The sequence below is a fragment of the uncultured Roseovarius sp. genome, assembly GCF_963972555.1.
GTDB classification, from domain to species: domain Bacteria; phylum Pseudomonadota; class Alphaproteobacteria; order Rhodobacterales; family Rhodobacteraceae; genus Roseovarius; species Roseovarius mucosus.
Genome location: NZ_CAXAUM010000012.1, coordinates 59,368 through 83,455, shown reverse-complemented (window position 1 = coordinate 83,455; position 24,088 = coordinate 59,368). Strand labels below are relative to the sequence as shown.

Genomic DNA, 24,088 nt, shown 5'->3' with positions numbered 1-24,088 from the left:
CTCAGGGCCGCAATTCGACGCGAAAGGGCGTGGTGCTCCAGCCATCCACCGAGCAATGCGCCCGGACGAACACCTCTTGCGTGCCTTCTGGTAGGGTCAGCGAAGGGAGCGATCGGGTAAAGGGCTGTTCCTCGACATGCGGGTGATGCAGCAGGCGATAGCCCAGCCTATTTCCCGCCGCGTCCAGAACCTCCCACCCGTCAACATAGTGACCCCAGCCGGTGTCGGGATGCAGGACCGTGACCGCGACTGTCCAAGCGCCGCCGGTCTTGTCGAGTTGCACGCCGAGAATTTCGGGTTCATCCGCAGCAACGGGGTCGGCGACAAGGGCGAGGACAAGGCACAAACATCTCATGTGCAGAGATTAGCCCAGTCTCGCGCAAAAAACACTCACGTATGTGTGTTCTCGTCGGGTCGATCAGGTTGGAGCAGCACCGCGCGCGATTGTGAGGCGAATTCGCGGCGCAGCAGCATCAGGCATGTGATCCCCGTGGCCCCGATCAGCGCCTCTGGCCCCAAGAGCCAGGCCGCCGCCGAGAGCGCGAAATAAATCGCCCGCAGACCCCGGTTGAAGCCGCGTGCGGCGGTGATGTTGATCTCTGCCGCCTTTTGAGCGCGCGGCAGGGCGGCGGCATCGCCGGGGTCATTGGGCACGGCGGCCATGATCACGGCGCAATAGCCAAAGAGCCGATTGGACCAAACGAATTTGAGAAAAGCATTGGCGAGAAAGACGAGGATCACGAGGATCTTGACCTCCCAGACGATGACCGGCCCGGTCGCGGGGGTCAGATCGTCGGCGATGCCCATCACCCGCTCGAGATCACCCAGCATCGCCAAGGCGCCACCGATGGCGATGAGCGTGGCTGAGGCGAAAAAGGCGGTGCCCTGCCGCAAGCTTCCCAAGAGCTGCGCGTCAAAGATGCGCGCGTCGCGGGCGACCATCTGGACCATCCATTCGCGCCGATACTGCGCCATCAGTTTCGTAACTGAAGGCCGCGCGCGGGGTGGGTTTTCGATCAAGAGACCAAGACCAAGCCAGCCCAGCACCAATCCGCCCAAGGCGAGGGCATCAAGCGTGCTGAAATGTGTCAGTTGATCCATCCAAATCATGGGTGCAAGCTATCCTTGCAAGGTTTGACTTGCCAGATGCAAAAATTGGTTATATTTTATTACCAATCAGGAGGAATTCTCATGGAAATGCCCATCCCCCGGCCAGAGATTATGGCGCGCAAGGCCGAATTGGTGGAGCGTCTGTGCGAAGTTCTGCCCGCTGATGCGGTGATTTCCGACCCGGCCGAAACGCGCGCCTATGAATGCGACGCTCTGACCGCCTATAAATGCGCGCCGCTGGTGGCGATCCTGCCGGGGTCGACCCAAGAGGTGTCGGAGGCGCTGCGCATCTGTCACGAGATGGGCGTGCCGGTGGTGCCACGAGGCTCGGGGACGTCGCTTGCCGGCGGGGCCCTGCCCACGGCGGATAGTGTCATCCTCGGGGTGGCGCGGCTCAACGCGGTGTTGGAGACCGATTACGACAACCGTTTCATTCGCGTGCAGACCGGGCGCACCAACCTGAGTGTCACCGGCGCGGTCGAGGAACACGGATTTTTCTACGCCCCCGATCCCTCCAGCCAGCTGGCCTGTGCCATTGCCGGCAATGTCGCGATGAATTCGGGCGGGGCGCATTGCCTCAAATATGGCGTGACCACCAACAACCTGATGGGCGTGACCATGGTGCTGATGGATGGCACCGTTGTGGAATTGGGCGGCGCGCATCTTGATGCGGAGGGGCTCGATCTCCTGGGGATCGTCTGCGGCTCCGAGGGGCAATTGGGCGTCGTGACCGAGGCCACGCTGCGCATCCTGCGCAAGCCTGAGGGCGCGCGCCCCGTGCTGATCGCCTTTGACAGCAACGAGGTCGCAGGCGCCTGCGTGAGCGACATCATCAAGGCGGGCGTGCTGCCGGTGGCGATCGAATTCATGGACCGCCCCTGTATCGAGGCGACCGAGGATTTCGCCAAGGCGGGCTATCCCATGTGCGAGGCGCTGCTGATCGTCGAGGTCGAAGGCTCGGATGCCGAGATCGACGAGCAGTTGGGCCTGATCGAGGGGATCGCACGGCGCCACAACCCGGTGGAATTCCGCCAGAGCCGCTCGCCCGAGGAAAGCGCCGCGATCTGGCTGGGCCGCAAATCGGCCTTTGGCGCGATGGGGCAGATCAACGACTATATGTGCCTCGATGGCACCATCCCGGTCAGCCAATTGCCGCATGTTCTCAAGCGGATTGGCGAGCTGTCCGCGCAATTCGGGCTGAGCGTGGCCAATGTGTTCCACGCAGGTGACGGCAACATGCACCCTCTCATCCTCTTTGATGCCAACAAGCCCGGCGATCTGGAACTTTGCGAAGAACTGGGGTCTGAAATCCTCAAGCTTTGCGTCGAGGTGGGGGGATGCCTCACCGGCGAACACGGGGTGGGCATCGAAAAGCGCGATCTGATGACCCATCAATATGCCCCGGAGGATCTGGAGGCGCAGATGGCGATCAAGGACGTGTTCGATCCCAAATGGCTGCTCAACCCGGCCAAGGTCTTTCCGCTGGCGTCCTCTGACGCGCGGCGCGTGGCCTGAGCGACCCGACCGGGGGCCATGCTCCCGGAGCAATGAGTATTTTGACCAAGAAGAAGCAGCATGACACCCAACACCGAGGCAGAGCTTGCCGAGATCATCCGGGGGGCCGAAGCCCCCTTGCGCATCGAAGGGGGCGGCACGCGCCCGCTGGGCGCGCCATCGAATGGGGCGCGGCTGAGCACGGCCGCATTGCGTGGGATCACGCTCTACGAGCCCGGCGCGCTGACGCTGGTGGCGCAGGCCGGCACGCCGCTTGCCGAGATCGAGGCAACGCTGGCCGCGGAGGGGCAGCGCCTGGCCTTTGAGCCGATGGATCACCGGGGATTGCTGGGCACAACCGGCACGCCCACGATTGGCGGTGTCGTTGCCGCCAATGTCAGCGGGCCGCGCCGGATTCAGGCCGGGGCCTGCCGCGATTTCCTGCTGGGTGTGCGTTTTGTCGATGGGCGCGGGCAGATCGTCAAGAACGGTGGGCGGGTGATGAAGAACGTCACCGGCTATGATCTGGTCAAGCTGATGGCAGGCAGTTACGGCACGCTGGGGGTTCTGACCGAAGTGGCGCTCAAGGTGCTGCCGCGCCCCCGCAGCATGGGGATGCTGCGGATCGAAGGGCTGAGCGATTCGTCGGCCGTAACGGCGCTCTGTCGGGCGCTGGCCTCTCCCTACGAGGTGACGGGGGTGGCCCATCTGCAAGCGGGACCGACGAGGGCGCCGGTGACGATGATCCGGCTCGAAGGCTTTGAGAATTCGGTGGCCTACCGCGCCGAGGCGCTGATACGGCTCTTGGCTGAATTTGGCACTTGGACCTTCGAGGCGGATACGGACAAGACCGCCGCGCATTGGGCGCATATCCGCGACGTTGGCCCGTTTCAGGAGCGGGCGGGCGACGTCTGGCGCTTGTCGGTCAAGCCCACCGACGCGCCGGGGGTCGTGGCCGACCTGCCCGGAGCAGAGGCGTTCTATGATTGGGGTGGGGGGCTGATCTGGGTTCTGGCGGCCCAGGGATCGGGCCTGAATGCCGCAAGAATCCGCAGCGCCGTTGCCGCACGCGGCGGCCATGCCACGTTGATCCGTGGCGACCGCAGCCAAGGCGTGTTTCATCCGCTCTCTGCGCCGGTGGCGGCATTGCAGGCGGGATTGCGCCAGAAATTCGACCCAAGACAAATTTTGAACCCCGGCCTGATGGCCACGGGTGCAGCCGTTTGAAAGGCGCGAAAGTAGCAACAGATGAAAACCGAATTTACCGCCGAACAGCTTGAAAATCCCAAGATTGCCCGCGCCAACGAGATCCTGCGCTCTTGCGTGCATTGCGGATTCTGCACCGCCACCTGCCCGACCTATCAGGTGCTGGGGGATGAGTTGGACAGCCCGAGGGGGCGGATTTACCTCATCAAGGACATGCTGGAAAATGACCGCGTGCCGGATGCCAAGACGGTCAAGCATATTGATCGTTGCCTGTCCTGTCTGGCCTGCATGACCACTTGCCCCTCGGGCGTGCATTACATGCATCTGGTGGATCAGGCGCGGGAATATATTGAAGAGCGCTACAAGCGGCCCCTGGGGGATCGCGTGCTGCGCTGGATCCTGGCGCGTATCCTGCCTTATCCGATGCGGTTCCGGGTGGCACTGTTGGGGGCCAAGATCGGCCGGCCTTTTGCGCGGTTGATGCCCGATGCGCGGCTGCGCGCGATGCTGGAGATGGCCCCGAAACAGGTGCCGCCCGTCAGTCGAAATGACGACCCGCAGAGCTTTGCGCCGCAGGGCGCGCGGAAAAAGCGGGTGGCGTTGATGACGGGCTGTGCGCAGCGCGCGCTCAACACCGATATCAACGATGCCACGATCCGCCTGCTCACGCGACTGGGCTGCGAGGTGGTGGTGGCCGAAGGAGCGGGCTGTTGCGGGGCGCTAACGCATCACATGGGCAAGACCGACGAGAGCCACGCAACGGCGGCCAAGAACATCAAGGCCTGGGCGCGTGAGATGGATGGCGCTGGTCTTGACGCCATCGTCATCAACACCAGCGGTTGCGGCACCACGGTCAAGGATTATGGTCATATGTTCCGGCACGAGGCGCTGGCAGCAGATGCCGCGCGCGTCAGTGCCATCGCCATGGATGTGAGCGAAATCCTGATGCAGCTTGATCTGCCGCAGGGCGAGGACAAGGAGATGGTGATCGCCTATCACGCCGCCTGCTCGCTGCAGCATGGGCAAAAGATCAAGACCTATCCCAAGGACCTCTTGAAACGGGCCGGGTTCGCGGTGGTGGAACCGGCGGACAGCCATTTGTGCTGCGGCTCGGCGGGCACCTACAACCTGATGCAGCCCGAGATTTCCAAACAGCTCAAGACGCGCAAGGTGAAAACGCTGGAAGCGAAGAATCCCGATGTGATCGCGGCGGGCAATATCGGCTGCATGATGCAGATCGGGTCCGGCACGGGAATTCCGGTGGTCCACACGGTCGAGTTGCTGGATTGGGCCACGGGCGGGCCGAAGCCGCCGGCCATGACCCGCGCGGCCCAAGGCATGTCCGGGGTTCCGATCCTGCGCTGATCCGGTCATAATCTGGCCCAAAACGCTTGCTATCCGGCAGGTGGATTGAGCAGGAAAAAGACCACATGCGGCGCATCATCACCTTTCTCTTATCCGCCTGTGTCGCAGGCGCGGCCATGGCGCAGGACAGTGGCCTGCATCGTCTGGATGTCGGCGACGAGGCCCGTGACTGGGAGGCTGTGGGGCGGCTCGAACTGGCCGGGCGCGGGTTCTGCACGGGCGCGTTGGTGGCGCCCGATCTGGTGCTGACGGCGGCGCATTGCCTCTTTGACAAGGAAACCGGCGCGCGGATTGATCCGGCGCGGATCGAATTCATGGCCGGGTGGCGCAATGGCCGCGCGGCGGCCTACCGCTCGGTTCGACGCGCGGTGACTCATCCTGATTATGCCCCCGCGACCGATGTCACCGCAGAGCGCGTGCGCAATGACGTGGCGCTGCTGGAATTGCACCATCCGATCAAAAACACGCGCGTCACCCCGTTCGAGACTGACGAGCGCCCGCGCAAGGGGCAAAAGATCGGCGTTGTCAGCTATGCCCGGGACCGATCCGAAGCGCCATCGCTGCAAAACATCTGTGAGGTTCTGGCGCGTCAGGATGGCGTTCTGATCATGTCCTGCGATGTGGATTTCGGATCGAGCGGTGCGCCGATCTTCAGCTTTGAAGGCGGGGTGCCGCGCATCGTGTCGGTGGTGTCGGCCATGGCCGAGGTCGAGGGGCGCAAGGTGTCGCTGGGCACGCAGTTGACCGATCCGCTCCGGGTTTTGCAGGCGGCGCTCGATGGCGGTGCAGGCGTGTTTCAGGACGCAGCGCCCAAGATGTTCACCTCTGGTATTCGCCGCGATACCGGCGCAAAGTTTGCCAAGCCATGAGCGGCGCGCGCGTCACGATTGCTGCCATCGCGGCGCTGCTGTTTGCCACGTCAGGCGCCACGGCGCAAACCAGCGGCCTGATCCGCTTGACCGATCGCGACGATCTCTTTGGATGGGAGGCGGTGGGGCGGGTCGACCTTGGGCGCGATGGCTATTGCACGGGCGTTCTGATTGCCCCCGATCAGGTTCTGACGGCGGCGCATTGTGTCTATGACCGCGCAAGGCAAGGGATTGCGCCTGACATCATCCAGTTTCGCGCCGGGCTGCGCGATGGCGTGGTGATCGCAGAGGCGGGTGTGGCGCGCTATGCGGTTGCCCCCGGCTATGATCCGGCGGCAGGGATGCAGGCCGAGAATGTGCGGCGCGATGTTGCGCTCTTGCAGCTTTCCACCCCCATTCCAGCGGCGCTCGCGGCCCCCTTCCACCTGGCCGCGGCCCCCGCCGCCGGTCAGCGTGTGAGCGTCGTGTCCTATGGCCGGGATCGTGACAAGGCCCCGTCATGGCAGCGTGATTGCGGTCTCTTGTGGCGGTCCGAGGGGGTCATGGGCTTTGATTGCGCGGTGATCAACGGCTCCTCCGGCGCGCCGGTTTTCGCGCGGGACGGCGGACGCGCGCGCATCCTCTCGCTGGTCAGCGGCGGCAAGTGGGACGGCGGCGACAGCCGCGCCTATGGCATGGACCTGCCCGAGATCGTGGCGCGCCTGAAACAGGAGTTGCGCGCCGCGTCGGCCCCGGGCGTTGCGGTCAATCCCGGGTTTCGGCGGGTAACAGTGGGCGGCGGTGGCGCATCAGGTGCGAAATTCGCGCGACCCTGAGGGCGCGCGTGGGGGTCTTGACAGCCGCCAGAGCACTTCCCAAATCAAGAGCGTTCCGGTGCCGCGTGACGGGCCGGACAGTTTGCCTGTCCCCAGAGGGGAAGGCACCAATCCGGTATCGCTCAATGGAGGATGACCCATGCGTAATTTTGATCTTGCCCCGCTCTATCGTGCCACGGTCGGTTTCGACCAGATCGCCGATCTCTTGGATCGCGTCATGGCCACAGACGTGACCCAGCCGACCTATCCGCCCTACAACATCGAAAAGACCGCTGACGATGCCTATCGCATTTCGGTGGCCGTTGCGGGATTCTCTGCCGATGATCTGGGTGTGGAGGTCAAGGATGGCTCTCTTGTCGTTTCTGCCCGCAAAAGCGAAGAAGAGGAGGGACGCACATATCTGCATCGCGGCATCGCGACCCGTGCCTTTGAACGCCGCTTCCAATTGGCCGATCATGTCCGCGTGATCGGGGCGACCCATGCTGATGGGATGCTGCATATCGACCTGCGCCGCGAGGTGCCCGAAGCGCTGAAGCCGCGCCGTATCGCGATTGCCAGCGGGGATGTCGTGGCCAAGGATGTGGTGGACGCCGACAAGGTGAACTGACCCGCGCCATGAATTAAGCCACAATCCAAGTCTGCGCCCGGTCAGCCCCTCTGGCCGGGCGTTTGCCGTTCAGGGGCGCCGTGCCTCGATCAGCACGCCATCCGCTGCGCCGCCAATCAGACGTAGCGCGCCATCCTCGGCGATGTCGAACCGCGTCACCTGTTCCAGCGCGTCGAGCATACGGCGCTCTTGTTCCATAAGAGGGTCGGGGCAGGCCATCATCGTGCTGCCCATGGCCCCGAATTGCAGCCCTTCGCCCGTGATCGTATAGCCGCCCACCAGACGGTTGCAGCCGGTGCTGCCCGCCACACGCCCCGGCGTGATGAAATTTAGGGTCAGGCGCTCTGGCTCGATCAAAGAGGGGGCCCCTAAGGCAGTCACCTGCCACGCGGGGCCGGTCAACAGGTCCTCGGGCGCGCCGCCACACCCCCGGAACTCTCGCGCGCCCAGTGTCAACACCGCCGCATCGGGATGCGGCATGCCGGTGGCATCGTCGCGGCAGATGCCTTCGCGGATGGTCAGTTGCGCCTTGATCTCAGGCATGTCGAATACGTAAGCGCCGGGTAGGACCTGCACCTCGGGGCGGGGCAGGCTATGGGTGATCTCGCCGTAATCGGCGCTGATCTCGGCGGTCTCGGCGGTCAGGGCAACGGACCAGCCCGGCTCATTGCCGCCTGCGCGATAGGTTTGTTGCGCGGGCGGGGGTGCCTGTTGACACTCGGGCAGATCCCGACCCTCGAGACGGACCATGGCCCGATCACCCTTGTTCCAGAATTCGGTGTTCTGTTCCTTGATCCCTTGGAACCGGGCACCAGAGGCTGAGATGACCTGCTTCATGGCAATGTCGCGCCCCTCGGCGCGCAGCACGGTTTCATCACCCAGCATGCCAAAAGAGACCGTGGTATCGCCGCAGATGAAATCGACCGCAAAGGCGAGCGCTGTTACCGGCTCGAGGATGAGCGTGCCCAGATCGACCGGCTTTGTTCCCGCCGCAAACGGCATATCCCGCAAGAGCCAGCGCGGTTGATTGTTGACCCGGATCACCGCGCTGAGTTGCCCGGAAAGATTGGCGGGCACCGTCATCCCGAAGGGCAGCGGCACCTGTTCGCCATCAGCATCCAGCGTCACCTCGCCCAGCATCGCGCCAAACCGCCCCTCAGCCACCACCACGGCGCGGGCATCTGGGGGGAGGGCGATCCGTTGCAGATAGCCGACAGCGCCGGACACTTGGCGCGTTTCGTCGCCCTGCGCCTGCACCATGGCAGTGGGCAACACAGCCATCAGGCCGGCCAAGAGGAAAGAGCGGGGCATCGCCGGCCTCCTTTGCTTCTAGACTTGCTCACATCCTAGCGAGGGACCCGTCCTTGGTCGAGTACCGCTTTGGTCAGACGCTCATGCAAATGTATTTCATCTCAAGGAAATCCTCGATGCCGTGATGGCTGCCTTCGCGGCCAAGCCCGGACTGCTTGACGCCACCAAAAGGGGCCACCTCGGTCGAGATGATCCCGGTGTTGACGCCCACGATGCCATATTCCAGCGCCTCGGCCACCTTGTAGACGCGGCTCAGATCCTTGGCGTAGAAATACGAGGCCAGACCAAAGATCGTGTCATTGGCCATGGCGATCACGTCATCCTCGCTTTCGAACTTGAAGAGCGGCGCGAGCGGCCCGAATGTCTCATCGGTGGCAAAGGCCATGTCCTGCGTGCAGCCGGTGACGATGGTGGGGGGCAGGAAATATCCTGCTCCCTGTACCGGTTCGCCACCACCCAGAATGACCGAGGCACCTTTGGCCTTGGCGTCAGCGACATGCTCTTGCACCTTGGTGATGGCGTCCGCATTGATGAGCGGCCCAAGCGCCACGCCCTCGTCCATCCCGTCGCCCATCTTGAGCTTTTCGACCGCTGCCTTGAGCTTGGCGGCAAAGGCATTATAAACGCCCGCCTGCACATAGATGCGGTTGGCGCAAACGCAGGTCTGCCCATTGTTGCGGAATTTGCAGAGGATCGCGCCCTCGACCGCTGCATCGAGATCGGCATCGTCGAACACGATGAACGGCGCGTTGCCGCCCAACTCCATCGAGCATTTCATCACCTGATCGGCAGCCTGCCGCAACAGGATGCGCCCCACCTCGGTCGAGCCGGTAAAGGTGATCTTGCGCACCACCGGGTTCTCGCAGAATTCCTTGCCGATCTCGGATGCGCGCGACGAGGTGACGATGTTGAACACCCCCGCCGGAATCCCCGCGCGTTCGGCCAAGAGGCCCATCGCCGTGGCCGAGAGCGGCGTTTCCGCAGCCGGACGACCAACAAAGGCACAGCCCGCCGCCAGTGCCGGGGCGGCCTTGCGCGTGATCATCGCGTTGGGGAAATTCCACGGCGTGATCGAGGCCACCACACCGATGGGCTGCTTGATGACGGTGATCCGCTTGTCGCGTTGATGGCCGGGGATGGTCTCGCCATAGATGCGCTTGGCCTCTTCGCCAAAGAACTCGATGAACGAGGCGCCATAGCCCACCTCGCCCTTGGCTTCGGCCAGCGGCTTGCCCTGTTCGGCGGTCAGGATCACGCCCAGATCGTGCTGGTTCTCCATCATCAGGTCAAAGAAGCGGCGCAGCACGGCGGCACGTTCCTTGCCGGTCCATTTCGCCCATTCCTTTTGCGCGGCCTCCGCGGCGGCAATCGCACGCGCCACCTGAGCGCGGCTGAGATCGGCCACATGCGCGACCACATCGCCGCGCGCGGGGTTCGTGACCTCGAAGGTGCCATTATCGCCATCCACCCACTCGCCATTGATATAGGCCCGCTCGCACAGCAGGCTGGGGTCCTTGAGCATGGATTTCAGGTCGGTCTTGGTCATTGCGTTTCCCTCTTGGCATGGCTTTTATCTCGCCATGACAGACCAGCTTGGGCTAGGAATGTCTAGGGCCAGATAGGGGAGAATACGCCGTGGAACTGGACGATGCCTATGCCAATGTGCCGTATATTCCGGGCGGCGCGCAATATCCGGCGCGCTGGACCGTGGCGGCCGAGGCGTTTCGCGCCAGGCTGAGCGCCGAACGGCGGGCAGAGCTTGGCCTGCCCTACGGCGATGGCGCGCGGCAGGCGTTTGACCTCTTTCACCCCACCGGCGCGGCGCGGGGGCTCTGTGTCTTTGTCCATGGCGGCTATTGGCTCCGGTTTGACCGGACGCTCTGGTCACATCTCGCGGCGGGACCGCTCGCGCGCGGCTGGGCGGTGGCCATGCCCTCCTATGACCTCTGCCCCGAGGTGCGCATTGCCGACATCACCCGGCAGATTGCCCGCGCAATCTGCGTTATGGCGGCGCGCACCGACGGGCCATTGGCGCTGGTCGGGCACTCGGCGGGCGGGCATCTGGTGGCGCGCATGGCGGTGCCCGGGGTTCTGCCCGGCGATGTCGCGGCGCGCCTCAGCCATGTCATGCCCATCTCGCCGGTCTCGGACCTGCGCCCACTGCTGCAAACCTCCATGAACGAACAGTTCCGGCTCGACCGCGCGGCGGCAGAGGCCGAAAGCCCCGCGCTCATGCGCCCCTTGCCGGTTCCTGTCACGGTCTGGGTCGGCGCCGAGGAGCGGCCCGTGTTCCTCGATCAGGCGCGATGGCTGGCCGCAGCCTGGAACGCCGGCCACGAGATTGCCAGGGGCCGACACCATTTCGATGTGATCGAGGCTCTGACCGATCAGAACAGCCGCATGGTGGCGCAACTCCTCGGGTGACGAGAAATCGTGATGCGCCCCATCACAAAGCCTGAATTGACGCCCCTCGCCATTCGCCTAGAGTGCCCGCGAACCGCGCGAGGATAGAATGCCCAAATCCGCCCCCCTGATTACACCCGTCCTTGTGGCGGGCTGCACCATCATCCTGATCTCTTTTGCGATCCGCGCGTCCTTTGGCGTGTTCCAGATCCCCATCGCAACCGAATTCAACTGGCCCCGTGCCGAATTTTCGCTGGCCATCGCCATCCAGAACCTTGCGTGGGGCATCGGCCAGCCACTTTTCGGCGCGCTGGCCGAGAAAATCGGCGATCAGAAGGCGATCATTCTGGGGGCCCTCACCTATGCGGCGGGGCTGGTGCTGTCCTCCTTTGCCGTCAGCCCCGAGGCGCATCAGCTTTATGAAATCCTCGTGGGGTTTGGCATCGCGGGCACCGGCTTTGGCGTGATCCTCGCCGTGGTGGGCCGCGCCAGTTCCGATGAAAACCGCTCCATGAGCCTTGCTATCGCCACTGCTGCCGGGTCGGCGGGGCAGGTGTTTGGCGCGCCGCTGGCGGAATTCCTGCTCTCGCTGATGACATGGCAGAGCGTGTTCCTGATCTTTGCCGCCGTGATCATCGCAGTGCTGGCCATGCTGCCGCTGATGCGCGCGCCCGCGCCTGTGGACCGCACGGTGATCGAGGAATCCATGGGCACGATTCTGAACCGGGCCTTTCGCGACCCGTCCTTTACTCTGATCTTTCTGGGCTTTTTTAGCTGCGGTTATCAACTCGGCTTTATCACCGCGCATTTCCCGGCCTTCGTCACCGAAATGTGTGGCCCGATCCTGCCCGGTGGGGCGCTACACAATATCGGGATCACCACCACATCGGCACTTGGGGCTGTAGCCATTTCGGTCATTGGCCTTGCCAATATTGCGGGCACGCTGACGGCGGGATGGCTGGGGAAACGCTATTCCAAGAAGAACCTATTGGCGGCAATATATCTGGGCCGGACGCTGGTAGCGGCGGCATTTATCATGACGCCAATTACACCGGCTACGGTGCTGCTCTTTTCGGTAACCATGGGGTCCTTGTGGCTGGCCACGGTTCCGCTGACCTCGGGATTGATCGCCCATCTCTATGGGCTGCGTTACATGGGCACGCTTTATGGGATTGTGTTCTTTTCCCACCAACTCGGGAGCTTCATGGGCGTGTGGTTGGGAGGAAAGCTTTACGATTTGCACGGCGATTACAGCGTCGTCTGGTGGGTCGGCATCGGGGTTGGCGCATTTTCGGCAATCGTCCACCTGCCGGTCAAGGAACGGGAGGTGCGGCCAGCCTAATCGCGCATGAGGTCGCGCAGCGCGGCCAGCACCGCCTCGCTATGGGTATAGGTCAGACCGTGTCCCGCGCCCTCGATCACCTCTTGGCGGGCGCTGCGGTTGACCTCGGCCAGTCGCGCCATGCTGCGCAGCGGGATCACCGTATCCTCGCGCCCCCAGATCGCCAGCACCGGCAGCCGCGTTTCGGCAATATCCGCATGTTCTTCGGTCAGATCCTCTGAAACCATCCCACTGATGGAGCGGGCGACTGCGGGCACGAAACCACGATAGCGCAACTCGGCCTGTTGCAGATCGACGATGCCGGGCACGCTGGTGGGCAGGTGCCGCTCCGCCTCGCAGCCCTTGCGAAAGCTGCGAGGGAATCCCGCCAGCATCAGCCATGTCGCCATCGGGCCACCCCGTGCCACCCGTTCGGCGAGCGGTCCCAGATCATGCCCAAACCCGGCAGGCGCAATCAGCACCAGCGCCCGCAGCCGTTCGGGATGCAGCGCGGCAAAGGCCGTGGCAATCGCGCCGCCCATGGAATACCCAAAAAGCGTGAAATCCCCGGTGATCCCCTGATCCTCGAGCAATTCTTCTAGCTGGGTGATGAAAAAGGCGCTGTCCTGCGGCCCGTCGGGCCGGTCGCTATAGCCGCGCCCATAAAGGTCATAAACCAGCACGCGGTAGCCAAGCGCCCCAAGCCCCGCCGCGATCCCCTGCCAGACAAACGACGGCGTGGTCAGCCCATGCACGCAGACCGCCACCGGCCCGCGCGTGGCCCCCAGCCAGCGATAATGCGTGAGCCCGCGCGACAGGCGGGCAAAGTCGCCGGGGGCATTCTTGCGAAGCTTGTCAGTCATCGCGGGTTTCATCACCTCGCGCAGAATGGGGGCCGCGATGAGCACCCCCACAAGGATCACAAGCCCGAGCCAGATCATGCCGCCGCCCTCCAAGCATCGAGGATATAGCGGCTGGACATCAGGTCGAGATGCGCGCCGCCCCCGTTCTTAAAAAGGGTGATCTCCTCGGGCGCGTGCCGCTGGAAACGCTCTGGATCATAGAAATCCGCGACGAGATGGTCCCGGGCGATCACGCCGCGCTCCAGTGGCGTCATGATCTCGCCGATATGCGCGACCGTGGTGTCGAAACTGTCGACAAAGACCCGCGCCCGCGCGATGGCCGCATCATCCACCTCGCGCATGTCGGGGCGATAGGCCCCGATCAGGTCGATATGCTGGCCTGGGCGCAGCCACTCCCCCTTGATCAGCGGATCGGTGGACATGGTGGCAGAGGTGACAATATCGGCGGCGCGCACCGCCGCTTCCAGATTCTCGGCCACAGTCATGCCCTCACACTCTGCCGCCATCGCCTCGGCATTGGCACGGGTGCGGTTCCAGACGCTGAACCGCGCCTGCGGAAAGTGCGCGCGATAGGCCTGCCAGAGCGCGCGGCCCACCGTTCCTGCCCCGACAATCAGGATGCTCTCGCTGTCGGGCCGCGCCAGTCGCGTGGCGGCATAGAGGCTGTCACCGGCGGTTTTCCATTTGGTTACAAGATGGAAATCAACCAGCGCCTCCAGCGTGCCATCGGTATCGGAATAGAGATTGACCGCGCCGTTGATCATCGGCTCCCCCCGCTCTGGATTGCCCGGAAAGATCGTGGCGGATTTCACCGCCAATCCCATCCCGTCGATCCATGCCGCCCGGTTGAGCAACGTGTCGCGGCCCCGATAGAGCAGCGTATCGGCAATCTCGGCCTTGGGCAGGCGATGCCCCGCCTCGAATGCCGCGCAGAGACCGAGCCACTCCAGATGCGCCTCGCCCTCGTCAAATGGAATGATCGTCAGGCTCATGGATTTCTCCCTCGGTCAGCGGCGATAGGTCGGAGCTTTGGTGGCAACCGTCGCATCCTTGACCGACTCGCGCCACAAGAGATAGAGGCCAGAGCCCACAATCAGGGCAATTCCGATCCAGGCGGTCGCGTCAGGCCAGGTGCCAAACACCGTCACCCCCCACATGATCGCCATCGGCATGGCCACATATTCAAAGGGGGCGGCAAAGGCGGCCTCGGACAGCCGGTACGCCTGAGAAATGAAGAGGCCCCCCAACATGCCAGATATGCCCAGCATGATCAGGATCGGCCAATCCCCCGGCGCGGGCCAGACCCAGGCGCGGAACAGGAATTCGAGCGAGGGATGCCCCATCCCGGCAAAACGGCCATCGCCAAAGCTGAGGCCGATGATCGTGCTGGCGATAATGAAGGTAAGCTGGATGTAAAAGGCCATCGTTGGCGTGCTCTCGGTGCCGCCGATCTTGCGCGCGAGGATGTGCATCACCGCATAGAGAAACGCCGCCGCAATGGGCAAGAGCGAAGCCAGTTGAAACGCCGCTGTGCCCGGTTTTACGATCACCAGAACGCCGATAAATCCCACGGCAATCGCCGCCCATCGCCGATTGCCTACGGTTTCGCGCAGGAACAGCACCGAGAATACCGTGATCACCAGCGGCGAGACAAAGAACACTGCCACCGCATCGGCAATCGGCATCGCCGCCAGCCCCAGAAAGAGACAGGTATTGGCGCTGACCACGCAGAGGCCGCGCAAAAGGTGCATTTTCGGGCGGCGCGTGCGCAAGAGGGCAAGGCCACCCGCGAAGGGCATCACGAAGGCTGCAAAGGCCGCCATGCCCACCAGCGCCCGAATGAACACCACCTGATGCAGGGCATAGCTATCCGAGAGAAACTTGATCCCCACATCGTTGAGCGAAAAACACAGCACCGCCGCCAGCGCATAGGCAGCGCCGATCAGATTGGAACGCTGGATTGTGGTGGGGGTCATGGGGGTCCAAAATTGCATTCTTTCCCCGATTTATGGCGTGGATGGCTTGATAATGTAAACCAAGACGCGACAACTCATGCGGCAACAGTTTTTGAAAGCAATTCCGAAAGGAGTTCATCCAGCGATGAAGTTGAGACCTATCTATATTCTTTTTTTGTGTGCCGGGCTGTTTTTGGCGGCATGTGGCGGCAAGAAGGGCGATTTCTTTACGGGTCATCAAGTGGGTTTTAGCCGGCTCGGACTCGTTGACATTGGCGACTACCGAATTTCCATCGGCGAAATATCGTCTCGCCATCATTCGGTCCCCGAGACAAGGCACTTTTCATTCTCCTGGAGCCCGGCAGGGCACCGGCGTCTGTTTCAAGAAAATGGGTGGCGCGCGCCAACAGAAGAAGACTGGAAGCGATACAGAGACCTTATGATGACATCTGAGGATTGGAGCCGGTACGACAATCCTGCCAAAGCGCGGAGCAGTCGGGTCAAACTTCTCAGTGATCTTGAGAAGTCCGAGCCTACGGCAGAATACAAATCCCGAGTGCGAAAAGATGGGTTCATTGTTCAGGAAACGTGCTCAGGCTTCGTGAGCAGCAGAACCTATTGCGAAAAAAGGCTTTCGCTCTCGTTGAAACAAAAACTTGAGTTGGCCCGGCAAGCATTGAGTGCGACTGAACCTCGTTGTGCGCTGGCCGAAACTGATCCGCCTGCGGTAACGTCTTTGTTTCCCCATTACAAAACAGCGAAATTGGGACTCGTCACGGCTATTTCCTGCAAATAGCCTGTCACCCGCCCACCTGTTTCGCCGCCCGTACCGCCCGCTCCAGCGCGTCGAGAAACCGCGAGCGGTCGGCCTTGGTAAACCCCTTGCCGCCGCCTTGGCGAAAGGGGTCTGCGGCCCGCAGGTCGGCCATCAGATCGCGCGTGGCCAGAACATTGCCGATATTGGCCCCCGTCAGCGCCTCGCCATTGTGTTTGAGCACGCGCGCGCCCGCTGCCACGCATTTCGCGGCCAGCGGAATATCCCCGGTGATCACCACATCCCCCCGCCCCGCGCGCTCGGCAATCCACATATCCGCCACGTCGGGGCCATCGGGCACGATCACCGTCTCCACCAGCGGATTGCGCGAGGGGCGCAAACCGCCGTTCGAGACCACGAATATCCGTAGCCCATGCCGCGTGCCGACGCGCTCGACCTCGTCCTTGACCGGGCAGGCATCGGCATCGACATAAATGGGCATGGGCTGGTCCTCTGGTTCGGGGTCATTCGGCGGCATCGAGCCAGGCGCGGATTTCCGCGCCGTGCTCTCCGCGGGCGGGCGGTGCGGCCACCGGGCGGCTCTGCCCGTCAAAGCGGGGGGCAGGGGCAGGGCTGAGACAGCCGTCGTCCTGCTGCCAGACACCGCGCGCCGCCATATGCGGATCGCGCGCTGCCGCTTCGGGGGACAGAACCGGGGCGACACAGGCATCCGACCCGGCAAAGATCCCCGCCCAATGGGCCAGCGGGCGCGCGGTAAAGAGCGCCGCCAGCGCCGCCACCTGTTCGGGCCATTGCGTGCGGTCATGCTGGGCTGCGAGCTTGGGATCGTCCGCGAGTCCAAGGCGGGACAGGAACTCGGCGTAGAACTGCGGCTCAAGGCATTGCACCGACAGCCAGCCACCACAGGCGCAGGCGTAGACGCGGCTCCAATGCGGCCCGTCGAGCAGGCTCTGACCGCGCATCATGCTCAGGTTGCCCGAGGGCATCATCGACATCAAAAGCGCCATCATATGCGCCGAGCCATCGACAATCGCCGCATCCACCACAGTGCCCCGCCCGCTGCGCCCGGCGCGGATCAGCCCCGCCAGCATCCCCGCCACGAGATAGAGCGCGCCGCCGCCCACATCCCCCACAAGGGTGGCGGGGGTGACAGGCGGCGTGCCCGGCGCGCCCGCATACCAGAGCGCGCCCGAGGTGGCGATGTAATTCAGATCATGCCCCGCCTCCTGCGCGCGCGGCCCCGCCTGCCCCCAGCCGGTCATACGCCCATAGACAAGGCGCGGGTTGGCGGCCTGCATCGCCTCTGGTCCCAGCCCCAGACGCTCCATCACGCCGGGGCGATACCCTTCGATCAGCGCATCCGACCGCTGGATCAGCGCGCGCGCGATGGCCACATCCTCGGCGCTCTTGAGGTCGAGCACGATCGAACGCTTGCCGCGATCCAGCAGATTGCGCGTGCCCGCCACCGGATTGCCCGCGCCGGGGCGATGGATCACGATCACCTGGGCCCCCATCTCGGCCAGCATCATCGCGGCAAAGGGCGCGGGCCCCAAACCCTCGAATTCCACCACGCGCAGCCCTGACAGCATGTTTGCCCCTATCCGTTTTGGCGCAGGGTAAGGGGAGTGGCGCGCGAAGGCCAGAGCGCTTGCGCCGCTCCGACCTTCTGCTCCCTTGGCGCGGCAAGGGGGCTGCGCTAGGGTGCGGACAGGATGCAACGGGAGGGCATGACAGATGCAGATGAGTGACGCGCGCGACATCAAGGCGGATCGGGCGACGGTCTGGGCGGCCCTGCTCAGCCCCGAAGTTCTCAAGGAATGTGTGCCCGGCGCGCAGGAGGTGACGGGCACGCCCGAAGACGGGTTCGAGGCGACCGTCGTCCAAAAGGTCGGGCCGGTCAAGGCCACGTTCAAGGGCATGGTCAAGGTGTCCAACATTGTCGAAATGCAGAGCCTGACCTTGACTGGCGAGGGCAAGGGCGGGGCCGCAGGCTATGCCAAGGGTGGGGCCAACGTGCGGCTTGAGGATAGCGAGACCGGCACGCGGCTGAGCTATGATGTCGAGGCCAGCGTGGGCGGCAAGCTGGCACAACTCGGCAGCCGTCTGGTCGATGGCTTTGCCAAGAAGATGGCGGATCAGTTCTTTGCCCGGCTCGAAGAGGTGCTCGAAGGCCCGTCCGAGGACGACCCCGAACCCGAGGCGGAAAAGAAAGGTTGGCTCAAGCGGCTGATCAGCTAGAGCGCGTTGCGTCTGCCTGAGTTGTCGCGTCTGAGCGGGTTCCCATCGCCCGGCCCCCGCGCCGGGGCGTCCGAGTTGCTTTGGCGAGGTCCCGGGGCAAGCCCGGGGCGGCTGCGATCTCGATAGGGCGGACCACGCCCCAAGGCATTGTCATTCCGTCAGTGGCCGGTTGCGTGAAACCGTGCCGGTGCCATGCGTGACGATGATCTCTGCGATGCGTTGGCCAATCATGCGGCTGGCCTTGAACGAGGGGTGAATAAGGTCGATGGCATGATAGGAGCGGTCGCCATGCGGCACCATGTCCGACAGCGGCAGAAAATGTACGCCCCGGTCCAGCCCGGCCAAGAGCGCCACGCGCCGATCCATCTCTGCCCCCTCATCGGTGCAATGTTCCACCGGCGAGGTCACGCCGGGTGTGCGCAGATAGCCCACATAGATTACCTGCGCGCCGCTCTGCCGCAAGCGCGACACAAAGCCGGGGATTGCGCCGCGCCGCCCGTCACGAGAAATCAGGCGATCCAGCTTGCCCGCACAGCGCATGCAGCCACAGCCAAGCCACAGATCATTGCCGCCGCCATTCAGAACGGCCCAATCCCAGTCGCCCTGCCGGTACTGTTTGGTGATGTTGAGGCCAAGCGCGCCAGTAATTGGCAGGCGGTAGAGAAACCGGGCCCCGGCCACCGACATATCGGTCACGCGCACGCCCAATTCCCGCTCGACAGAGGACGAGACAGAGCGCCCTGCCAGCTTGTGCATTGCCAAAAGCGAATCACCCATGACCAGAAGCCGCGGCTCCGCCTGCGCTTGGCTGATCCCCGTCATCATTACACAAGCCAGCAGAACAAGCCTGAATATATGCTTGATCATTCCGTTTCCCTTGCCGTCATCAGGCCCGCCACCCTGTGCGGTGGATAGTGTAGCATCCTGCCGGGAAACTATGAACAAACTCACAAAAACAGATTGTTTTCTTATTGGCGACATCGCGCATCGGCGCACAGGGGCCTATGCCGGGATGCGCGTTGCGTTCGGGTGTCGTTTGATTAGGTTCCGCGCAAAGGGGAATACCTATGACAGCTATCGTAACGGTCGAGGGTCTGAGCAAGACCTACAAAGGCGGCTTTGCCGCGCTCAAATCGGTGTCGCTCCGCATCGAACAGGGCGAAATCCTCGCACTCCTTGGGCCCAATGGCGCGGGCAAGACCACGCTTATTTCTACGCTCTGCGGCATCACCACGCCGACTGGCGGGCGGGCCTCGGTGGGCGGGCATGACATCGTCACCGGTTATCGCGAAGCGCGGGCGATGATCGGCCTCGTGCCGCAGGAAATCGCGCTGGAACCGTTTGAAAAGGTCATCAACACGGTGCGCTTCTCGCGTGGTCTCTTTGGCAGACCGCGGGATGAGGCGCTGATCGAACGCATCCTGCGGCAACTGTCGCTGTGGGACAAACGCAACAACCGCATCCGCGAACTTTCGGGCGGCATGAAACGCCGCGTCCTGATCGCCAAGGCGCTCTGCCACGAGCCTCGCGTTCTCTTTCTCGACGAGCCGACGGCGGGCGTCGATGTCGAACTGCGCCGGGATATGTGGGAGGTGGTGCGCGGGTTGAAGGAAAGCGGCGTCACCATCATCCTGACCACCCATTACCTCGAAGAGGCCGAGGCGATGGCCGACCGGATCGCGGTCATCAACAAGGGGGAAATCCTGTTGATCGAGGACAAGGCGGCGCTCATGCGTCGGATGGGGCGCAAATCGCTGAGGATTGATCTGGTAGAGCCGATCGCTGCGGTGCCGGACACGCTTGCGTCCTATGCGCTGGAAAAGACCCCCGACGGTCAGGCGCTGATCTACAATTACGAGACACGCGCCGAGGGCACGGGCATCACCCGCCTCTTGCAGGCACTGGCCACCGAGGGGCTCTCGGTGCGCGACATCGAAACAAGCCAAAGCAGCCTCGAAGAGATTTTCGTGGGCCTCGTTCGGGAGGATGCGGCATGAACCTGCACGCCATTCGCGCCATCTATATCTATGAAATGAAGAGGTTTTTCCGCACTATCCTCGAAAGTCTGCTGTCGCCGGTCATTTCGACCACGCTCTATTTCGTGGTCTTTGGCGCGGCCATCGGCGGGCGGATCCAAGAGGTCGAGGGCGTGAGCTATGCCGCCTTCATCGTGCCCGGCCTGATCATGCTAAGCGTGATGACCCAGGCCATTTCCAACGCTTCCTTCGGCATCTATTTCCCGAAATTCATCGGCACGATCTTTGAACTGCTCTCCGCCCCGGTGAATTTCCTCGAGATCGTGCTGGGCTATGTCGGCGCGGCGGCGACCAAGGCATTGATGATCGGCACGGTGATCCTGATCACGGCCAGCCTGTTTGTCGATCTCGATATTCAGCATCCCTGGATCATGGTGCTTTTTCTGGCGATGATCTGCGTCACCTTTGCGCTCTTTGGCTTTATCATCGGCATATGGGCGGAGAATTTCCAGCAGTTGCAGCTTATCCCGCTCCTGGTGATCACCCCGCTCGTGTTCCTCGGGGGGGCCTTCTACTCCATCTCGATGTTGCCGCCCGCATGGCAGATCGTGACGCTGTTCAACCCGGTGGTCTATCTCATCTCCGGGTTCCGTTGGGCCTTCTTTGGGGTGGCGGATGTCGGCATCGGCTACAGCCTGCTCGCGGTGGCCCTGTTCTTTGGCATCTGCCTTGCCGTGGTCGGCCTGATCTTCAAGACCGGATACCGGATCAAATCCTGATGTGCGCGTGATTTTTTTAACGCGAGGGCAGGGGAAATACCGGGCAAGTCCCCTCAGATGCACGGGCCGCCTTGTTTGTAGTGGCCCTGCACTCTACATCGGGCGGCATGAAACATCTGATCCCCTTCCTCAACCGCAGACCCACGGTCGCGGTCATACGCCTTGCGGGCATGATCGGCGCCGGGCCGCGCGCCCCGCTGAGTGACGAGGCCATCGGGCCGGTGATCGACAAGGCGTTTGCGCGCGGCAAGCCTGTGGCGGTGGCGCTGGTGATCAATTCCCCCGGCGGTTCGCCGGTGCAATCCTCGCTCATCGCGGCGCGCATCCGGCGGTTGGCGGAGGAAAAGAAAATCCCGGTTCATGCCTTTGTAGAGGATGTGGCGGCCTCGGGTGGCTACTGGCTGGCGGTTGCGGCGGATGACATCTGGGTCGATGCCTCGTCGGTGCTGGGCTCGATCGGGGTGATCTCGGCGGGCTTTGGCGCGAATGAGTTTCTGACCCGGCAGGGGATTGAACGCCGCATCTACACGGCAGGTAAATCCAAGAGCACGCTGGATCCTTTCCTGCCCGAAAAGCCCGAGGATGTGACCCGGCTCAAGGGCATTCTGGAGGATATTCACGCGGCCTTCATCGACCATGTGAAATCCCGGCGCGGTGCGCGGCTGGGCGACAACCCCGATCTTTTCACCGGCGAATTCTGGCTGGGCGCGCGCAGCGTCGAATTGGGGCTGGCCGATGGCATCGGTCATCTGTTGCCCAAGCTCAAGGAGCTTTATGGCGACAAGGTGCAGCTTGCTCGTTACGGGCGCAAGCGCGGGATTTTCCCGCGCTTTGGCGCGACCATTGCTGAAGATGCGCTGACCGCAGTCGAGGAACGGGCAAGCTTTGCCCGGTTCGGCCTCTGATTTGCTGGTCAAGGTCGTCATATTCTTTCTTCTGGCGATGGGGGTCCTCGCGATGTTCGGACGCCTCCGATTCCCCGGACAAAAACGCCTGAGCGAGGCCAAATGCCGGAAATGCGGGCGCTACCGCATCGGCAAGGGTCCGTGCTCCTGCGAAAAGGACAAGCTGAAATGATGCCATGGCTTTTGTCGGCGCTGGGGCTGGTGATCCTGCTCTTGGCGGGGGACGCCTTGGTCAAGGGCGCGGTGAACCTCAGCCTGCGGATGGGGATTCCGGCGCTGATCGTGAGCCTGACGGTGGTGGCCTTTGGCACCTCGGCCCCGGAACTGCTGATCTCGGTCAATGCGGTGCTGGATGACAAGCCGGGGCTGGCATTGGGCAATGTGGTGGGCTCGAATACCGCCAATATCCTCTTGGTGCTGGGGATACCGGCCATTCTTTCGGTATTGCATACCAGTTCGTGCAGTTGCTCCAAGTCTTACCTCCAGATGCTTGCGGCCTCGGCTTTGTTCATACTGCTGGCCTTTCGCGGCTCCTTCGACTGGATCGCCGGCCTCATCCTGCTCGGGGCGCTGGTACTCATGCTGGCGGATGCCTTTCGCGATACCATGGCGCACCGCCGCGATGCGGCCGTCAGCGCGCTCAGCGAGACAGACGACATCGAAGATGTCGAAGGCGCGGACCCCAATATGCCCTGGTGGCAGATCATCACCTTTCTGGTGCTTGGCCTTGTCGGTCTGCCGCTGGGCGCCGACATCCTCGTGGACAATGCCTCGATCCTCGCGCAGCGCTATGGCGTGAGCGAGGCGGTGATCGGCCTCACGCTGGTGGCGGTCGGCACGTCGCTGCCGGAACTGGCGACTACGGTGATGGCGGCGCTACGCAAACAGGCGGATGTGGCGCTGGGCAATGTCATCGGCTCGAATATGTTCAACCTCTTGGGCATCATCGGTGTGGCGGCGCTGGTGGGTGAAATCCCCGTTGATGCGCAATTTCTCAGTTTCGACTTCTGGGTGATGCTGGGTGCCTCTTTGGTGATAATTCCTTTCGTTTTCTTCAGGCTCGACATCAACCGTTTGTGGGGCATCGCCTTGACCTCGGCTTATGTGGTCTATGTCTCGGTGATATTGATCTGAGGGGAGCGATGGCATGACGCGGGCTTTGGTGACGGGTGCCGGCAAACGGCTGGGCCGGGCTATGGCGCTGGAACTGGCGCGGCAGGGTCACGATGTGGCCGTGCATTACGCCACCTCTCGCGATGCGGCAGAGGCGGTGGTCGAGGAAATCCGGGCGATGGGCCGCAAGGCGGTGACGCTAGAGGCGGACCTCTTGGATGAGGCGCAGGTGGCGCCCTTGGTGGCGCAGGCGGCCGAGGCCTTGGGCGGGCCAATCACTACCCTCGTCAACAATGCCTCCATCTTCGATTACGACAATATCCAGACCGCCACGCGCCGCAGCTGGGATCGCCACATGGAAAGCAACCTGCGCGCGCCCTTCGTGCTGACCCAGCAGCTTGCCGCCCAGGTGCCCGCCCCGACGCAGGATGAAGCGGGCGAGCCGGTGGCGCAGGGGCTGGTGATCAACATGATCGACCAGCGCGTGCACAAGCTGACACCGGAATTCATGACCTACACGATTGCCAAGATGGGCCTATGGGCGCTGACCCGCACCTCGGCGCAGGCGCTGGCCCCACGGGTGCGTGTCAATGCCATCGGTCCGGGGCCGACATTGCAGGGCCATCGCCAAAGCGACAGTCATTTCCAGAGCCAGCGGCGCAACACGATCCTGCATCGCGGTGCCAACCCGAAGGACATAACGGCGGCACTCATCTATTTCCTCCATGCCCCCGGCGTCACTGGCCAATTGCTCTGTGTGGACGGCGGTCAGCACCTCGGTTGGCAGACCCCCGATGTGCTGGGTGTAGAGTAGAAACCGCGCCCGCCGACAAAAGTTTTGCACCGGCGCGGTTTTCGTTACGTAAGCGTTACAAAATCGTTAGTGTTTTCAATATTTTGCTATGCAGTTAATTTTTTAACGAAGAATATCAGGGGGTTGCGAATTTGCCTAAAAATTAGGCAAGTCAACGAAGCCAGCCGAA

The 24,088-nt window shown here is 63.1% G+C and carries 26 protein-coding genes; 16 read left to right on the top strand and 10 right to left on the bottom strand.

Going from position 1 to position 24,088, the window contains the following annotated elements; all coding sequences use genetic code 11:
- Nucleotide 1 precedes the first annotated feature (1 nt).
- Nucleotides 2-355 carry a hypothetical protein gene (locus AACZ65_RS12750; protein ID WP_339671411.1) on the bottom strand — a complete coding sequence of 118 codons (354 nt, stop codon included), beginning with the start codon at nucleotides 353-355 and terminating at the stop codon, nucleotides 2-4.
- A 35-nt stretch (nucleotides 356-390) separates the two neighbouring features.
- Nucleotides 391-1,110 carry a DUF599 domain-containing protein gene (locus tag AACZ65_RS12745; protein WP_037276652.1) on the bottom strand — a complete coding sequence of 240 codons (720 nt, stop codon included), beginning with the start codon at nucleotides 1,108-1,110 and terminating at the stop codon, nucleotides 391-393.
- Nucleotides 1,111-1,191: 81 nt separating this feature from the next.
- Here AACZ65_RS12745 and AACZ65_RS12740 point away from each other — a divergent pair, with 81 nt between their 5' ends.
- The 6 genes from AACZ65_RS12740 (at nucleotide 1,192) to AACZ65_RS12715 (ending at nucleotide 7,466) form a co-directional block, all read left to right on the top strand.
- Nucleotides 1,192-2,625: an FAD-linked oxidase C-terminal domain-containing protein gene (locus AACZ65_RS12740; RefSeq protein ID WP_339671407.1), complete on the top strand. Its 1,434-nt coding sequence runs from the start codon at nucleotides 1,192-1,194 to the stop codon at nucleotides 2,623-2,625.
- Nucleotides 2,626-2,685: 60 nt separating this feature from the next.
- Nucleotides 2,686-3,831 (top strand): glycolate oxidase subunit GlcE, encoded by a 1,146-nt coding sequence (glcE, locus tag AACZ65_RS12735; RefSeq protein ID WP_339671405.1) that lies wholly within the window; start codon nucleotides 2,686-2,688, stop codon nucleotides 3,829-3,831.
- Nucleotides 3,832-3,852: 21 nt separating this feature from the next.
- Complete coding sequence (gene glcF, locus AACZ65_RS12730) at nucleotides 3,853-5,175, top strand: glycolate oxidase subunit GlcF (RefSeq protein WP_339671403.1); 1,323 nt, start codon at nucleotides 3,853-3,855, stop codon at nucleotides 5,173-5,175.
- Between the two features lie 65 nt (nucleotides 5,176-5,240).
- Nucleotides 5,241-6,044, top strand: a complete 804-nt coding sequence (locus AACZ65_RS12725) for a trypsin-like serine protease (RefSeq protein ID WP_037276656.1) — start codon at nucleotides 5,241-5,243, stop codon at nucleotides 6,042-6,044.
- Nucleotides 6,041-6,859, top strand: a complete 819-nt coding sequence (locus AACZ65_RS12720; protein WP_339671400.1) for a trypsin-like peptidase domain-containing protein — start codon at nucleotides 6,041-6,043, stop codon at nucleotides 6,857-6,859. The genes AACZ65_RS12725 and AACZ65_RS12720 overlap by 4 nt, the downstream gene beginning before the upstream one ends.
- A 139-nt stretch (nucleotides 6,860-6,998) precedes the next feature.
- A complete protein-coding gene (locus AACZ65_RS12715) occupies nucleotides 6,999-7,466 on the top strand; it encodes an Hsp20 family protein (protein WP_339671398.1) in 468 nt (155 codons plus the stop codon).
- A 69-nt stretch (nucleotides 7,467-7,535) separates the two neighbouring features.
- Here AACZ65_RS12715 and AACZ65_RS12710 read toward each other — a convergent pair whose 3' ends face one another.
- Together AACZ65_RS12710 and AACZ65_RS12705 are read right to left on the bottom strand one after the other, a co-directional pair.
- Complete coding sequence (locus AACZ65_RS12710) at nucleotides 7,536-8,777, bottom strand: META domain-containing protein (RefSeq protein ID WP_339671396.1); 1,242 nt, start codon at nucleotides 8,775-8,777, stop codon at nucleotides 7,536-7,538.
- 73 nt (nucleotides 8,778-8,850) lie between these two features.
- A complete protein-coding gene (locus AACZ65_RS12705; RefSeq protein ID WP_339671394.1) occupies nucleotides 8,851-10,323 on the bottom strand; it encodes an NAD-dependent succinate-semialdehyde dehydrogenase in 1,473 nt (490 codons plus the stop codon).
- An 89-nt stretch (nucleotides 10,324-10,412) separates the two neighbouring features.
- Between AACZ65_RS12705 and AACZ65_RS12700 the strand changes: the two genes are divergently transcribed.
- Nucleotides 10,413-11,201, top strand: coding sequence for an alpha/beta hydrolase (locus AACZ65_RS12700; RefSeq protein ID WP_339671392.1), 789 nt, complete (start codon nucleotides 10,413-10,415; stop codon nucleotides 11,199-11,201).
- 88 nt (nucleotides 11,202-11,289) lie between these two features.
- Entirely contained in the window at nucleotides 11,290-12,522 is a 1,233-nt protein-coding gene (locus tag AACZ65_RS12695) for an MFS transporter (protein ID WP_339671390.1), read from the top strand.
- On the opposite strand, the gene AACZ65_RS12690 is transcribed toward AACZ65_RS12695, so the two are convergent.
- The 3 genes from AACZ65_RS12690 to AACZ65_RS12680 are packed head-to-tail and all read right to left on the bottom strand — an operon-like array spanning nucleotide 12,519 to nucleotide 15,340.
- Complete coding sequence (locus AACZ65_RS12690) at nucleotides 12,519-13,442, bottom strand: alpha/beta hydrolase (RefSeq protein WP_339671388.1); 924 nt, start codon at nucleotides 13,440-13,442, stop codon at nucleotides 12,519-12,521. The genes AACZ65_RS12695 and AACZ65_RS12690 overlap by 4 nt on opposite strands.
- Nucleotides 13,439-14,356, bottom strand: a complete 918-nt coding sequence (locus AACZ65_RS12685) for an ornithine cyclodeaminase (RefSeq protein ID WP_339671386.1) — start codon at nucleotides 14,354-14,356, stop codon at nucleotides 13,439-13,441. The genes AACZ65_RS12690 and AACZ65_RS12685 overlap by 4 nt, the downstream gene beginning before the upstream one ends.
- Before the next feature lie 15 nt (nucleotides 14,357-14,371).
- On the bottom strand, nucleotides 14,372-15,340 hold the full coding sequence (locus AACZ65_RS12680; RefSeq protein ID WP_339671384.1) for a DMT family transporter: 969 nt from the start codon (nucleotides 15,338-15,340) through the stop codon (nucleotides 14,372-14,374).
- Nucleotides 15,341-15,416: 76 nt separating this feature from the next.
- On the opposite strand from AACZ65_RS12680, the gene AACZ65_RS12675 reads away from it, so the two are divergent.
- Nucleotides 15,417-16,115 (top strand): hypothetical protein, encoded by a 699-nt coding sequence (locus AACZ65_RS12675; RefSeq protein ID WP_339671382.1) that lies wholly within the window; start codon nucleotides 15,417-15,419, stop codon nucleotides 16,113-16,115.
- 4 nt (nucleotides 16,116-16,119) lie between these two features.
- Here the strand turns inward: AACZ65_RS12675 and AACZ65_RS12670 are convergent, their stop codons facing one another.
- On the bottom strand, nucleotides 16,120-16,575 hold the full coding sequence (locus AACZ65_RS12670) for a YaiI/YqxD family protein (protein ID WP_339671380.1): 456 nt from the start codon (nucleotides 16,573-16,575) through the stop codon (nucleotides 16,120-16,122).
- 22 nt (nucleotides 16,576-16,597) lie between these two features.
- Complete coding sequence (locus AACZ65_RS12665) at nucleotides 16,598-17,683, bottom strand: CaiB/BaiF CoA-transferase family protein (protein WP_339671378.1); 1,086 nt, start codon at nucleotides 17,681-17,683, stop codon at nucleotides 16,598-16,600.
- A gap of 145 nt (nucleotides 17,684-17,828) precedes the next feature.
- Here AACZ65_RS12665 and AACZ65_RS12660 point away from each other — a divergent pair, with 145 nt between their 5' ends.
- Nucleotides 17,829-18,332, top strand: a complete 504-nt coding sequence (locus AACZ65_RS12660) for a carbon monoxide dehydrogenase subunit G (protein WP_037276670.1) — start codon at nucleotides 17,829-17,831, stop codon at nucleotides 18,330-18,332.
- A 150-nt stretch (nucleotides 18,333-18,482) separates the two neighbouring features.
- Here AACZ65_RS12660 and AACZ65_RS12655 read toward each other — a convergent pair whose 3' ends face one another.
- Nucleotides 18,483-19,199: an SGNH/GDSL hydrolase family protein gene (locus AACZ65_RS12655; RefSeq protein ID WP_339671375.1), complete on the bottom strand. Its 717-nt coding sequence runs from the start codon at nucleotides 19,197-19,199 to the stop codon at nucleotides 18,483-18,485.
- Between the two features lie 200 nt (nucleotides 19,200-19,399).
- On the opposite strand from AACZ65_RS12655, the gene AACZ65_RS12650 reads away from it, so the two are divergent.
- The 6 genes from AACZ65_RS12650 to AACZ65_RS12625 all read left to right on the top strand — a co-directional run bounded on the left by AACZ65_RS12650 (nucleotide 19,400) and on the right by AACZ65_RS12625 (nucleotide 23,919).
- Nucleotides 19,400-20,329 (top strand): ABC transporter ATP-binding protein, encoded by a 930-nt coding sequence (locus tag AACZ65_RS12650; protein WP_339671373.1) that lies wholly within the window; start codon nucleotides 19,400-19,402, stop codon nucleotides 20,327-20,329.
- A complete protein-coding gene (locus AACZ65_RS12645) occupies nucleotides 20,326-21,087 on the top strand; it encodes an ABC transporter permease (protein ID WP_339671371.1) in 762 nt (253 codons plus the stop codon). Before AACZ65_RS12650 ends, AACZ65_RS12645 begins: the two co-directional genes overlap by 4 nt.
- A 107-nt stretch (nucleotides 21,088-21,194) precedes the next feature.
- Complete coding sequence (locus tag AACZ65_RS12640) at nucleotides 21,195-21,992, top strand: S49 family peptidase (RefSeq protein WP_339671369.1); 798 nt, start codon at nucleotides 21,195-21,197, stop codon at nucleotides 21,990-21,992.
- A complete protein-coding gene (locus tag AACZ65_RS12635) occupies nucleotides 21,973-22,164 on the top strand; it encodes a hypothetical protein (RefSeq protein WP_339671367.1) in 192 nt (63 codons plus the stop codon). Before AACZ65_RS12640 ends, AACZ65_RS12635 begins: the two co-directional genes overlap by 20 nt.
- Nucleotides 22,161-23,126, top strand: a complete 966-nt coding sequence (locus AACZ65_RS12630) for a calcium/sodium antiporter (RefSeq protein WP_339671364.1) — start codon at nucleotides 22,161-22,163, stop codon at nucleotides 23,124-23,126. Before AACZ65_RS12635 ends, AACZ65_RS12630 begins: the two co-directional genes overlap by 4 nt.
- 13 nt (nucleotides 23,127-23,139) lie before the next feature.
- On the top strand, nucleotides 23,140-23,919 hold the full coding sequence (locus AACZ65_RS12625; protein ID WP_339671362.1) for an SDR family oxidoreductase: 780 nt from the start codon (nucleotides 23,140-23,142) through the stop codon (nucleotides 23,917-23,919).
- Nucleotides 23,920-24,088: the final 169 nt, after the last annotated feature.

Excerpts from the sequence above, each read along its gene's own strand:
- AACZ65_RS12630 (WP_339671364.1), top strand. The coding sequence starts at position 22,161 with ATGATGCCATGGCTTTTGTCGGCGCTGGGGCTGGTGATCCTGCTCTTG.
- AACZ65_RS12750 (WP_339671411.1), bottom strand. The coding sequence starts at position 355 with ATGAGATGTTTGTGCCTTGTCCTCGCCCTTGTCGCCGACCCCGTTGCT.
- AACZ65_RS12655 (WP_339671375.1), bottom strand. The coding sequence starts at position 19,199 with ATGATCAAGCATATATTCAGGCTTGTTCTGCTGGCTTGTGTAATGATG.
- AACZ65_RS12650 (WP_339671373.1), top strand. The coding sequence starts at position 19,400 with ATGACAGCTATCGTAACGGTCGAGGGTCTGAGCAAGACCTACAAAGGC.
- AACZ65_RS12715 (WP_339671398.1), top strand. The coding sequence starts at position 6,999 with ATGCGTAATTTTGATCTTGCCCCGCTCTATCGTGCCACGGTCGGTTTC.
- AACZ65_RS12645 (WP_339671371.1), top strand. The coding sequence starts at position 20,326 with ATGAACCTGCACGCCATTCGCGCCATCTATATCTATGAAATGAAGAGG.
- AACZ65_RS12670 (WP_339671380.1), bottom strand. The coding sequence starts at position 16,575 with ATGCCCATTTATGTCGATGCCGATGCCTGCCCGGTCAAGGACGAGGTC.
- AACZ65_RS12690 (WP_339671388.1), bottom strand. The coding sequence starts at position 13,442 with ATGATCTGGCTCGGGCTTGTGATCCTTGTGGGGGTGCTCATCGCGGCC.
- AACZ65_RS12625 (WP_339671362.1), top strand. The coding sequence starts at position 23,140 with ATGACGCGGGCTTTGGTGACGGGTGCCGGCAAACGGCTGGGCCGGGCT.
- glcF (WP_339671403.1), top strand. The coding sequence starts at position 3,853 with ATGAAAACCGAATTTACCGCCGAACAGCTTGAAAATCCCAAGATTGCC.
- glcE (WP_339671405.1), top strand. The coding sequence starts at position 2,686 with ATGACACCCAACACCGAGGCAGAGCTTGCCGAGATCATCCGGGGGGCC.
- AACZ65_RS12680 (WP_339671384.1), bottom strand. The coding sequence starts at position 15,340 with ATGACCCCCACCACAATCCAGCGTTCCAATCTGATCGGCGCTGCCTAT.
- AACZ65_RS12660 (WP_037276670.1), top strand. The coding sequence starts at position 17,829 with ATGCAGATGAGTGACGCGCGCGACATCAAGGCGGATCGGGCGACGGTC.
- AACZ65_RS12710 (WP_339671396.1), bottom strand. The coding sequence starts at position 8,777 with ATGCCCCGCTCTTTCCTCTTGGCCGGCCTGATGGCTGTGTTGCCCACT.
- AACZ65_RS12685 (WP_339671386.1), bottom strand. The coding sequence starts at position 14,356 with ATGAGCCTGACGATCATTCCATTTGACGAGGGCGAGGCGCATCTGGAG.
- AACZ65_RS12705 (WP_339671394.1), bottom strand. The coding sequence starts at position 10,323 with ATGACCAAGACCGACCTGAAATCCATGCTCAAGGACCCCAGCCTGCTG.
- AACZ65_RS12740 (WP_339671407.1), top strand. The coding sequence starts at position 1,192 with ATGGAAATGCCCATCCCCCGGCCAGAGATTATGGCGCGCAAGGCCGAA.
- AACZ65_RS12720 (WP_339671400.1), top strand. The coding sequence starts at position 6,041 with ATGAGCGGCGCGCGCGTCACGATTGCTGCCATCGCGGCGCTGCTGTTT.
- AACZ65_RS12640 (WP_339671369.1), top strand. The coding sequence starts at position 21,195 with ATGAAACATCTGATCCCCTTCCTCAACCGCAGACCCACGGTCGCGGTC.
- AACZ65_RS12745 (WP_037276652.1), bottom strand. The coding sequence starts at position 1,110 with ATGATTTGGATGGATCAACTGACACATTTCAGCACGCTTGATGCCCTC.
- AACZ65_RS12725 (WP_037276656.1), top strand. The coding sequence starts at position 5,241 with ATGCGGCGCATCATCACCTTTCTCTTATCCGCCTGTGTCGCAGGCGCG.
- AACZ65_RS12665 (WP_339671378.1), bottom strand. The coding sequence starts at position 17,683 with ATGCTGTCAGGGCTGCGCGTGGTGGAATTCGAGGGTTTGGGGCCCGCG.
- AACZ65_RS12675 (WP_339671382.1), top strand. The coding sequence starts at position 15,417 with ATGCGGCAACAGTTTTTGAAAGCAATTCCGAAAGGAGTTCATCCAGCG.
- AACZ65_RS12695 (WP_339671390.1), top strand. The coding sequence starts at position 11,290 with ATGCCCAAATCCGCCCCCCTGATTACACCCGTCCTTGTGGCGGGCTGC.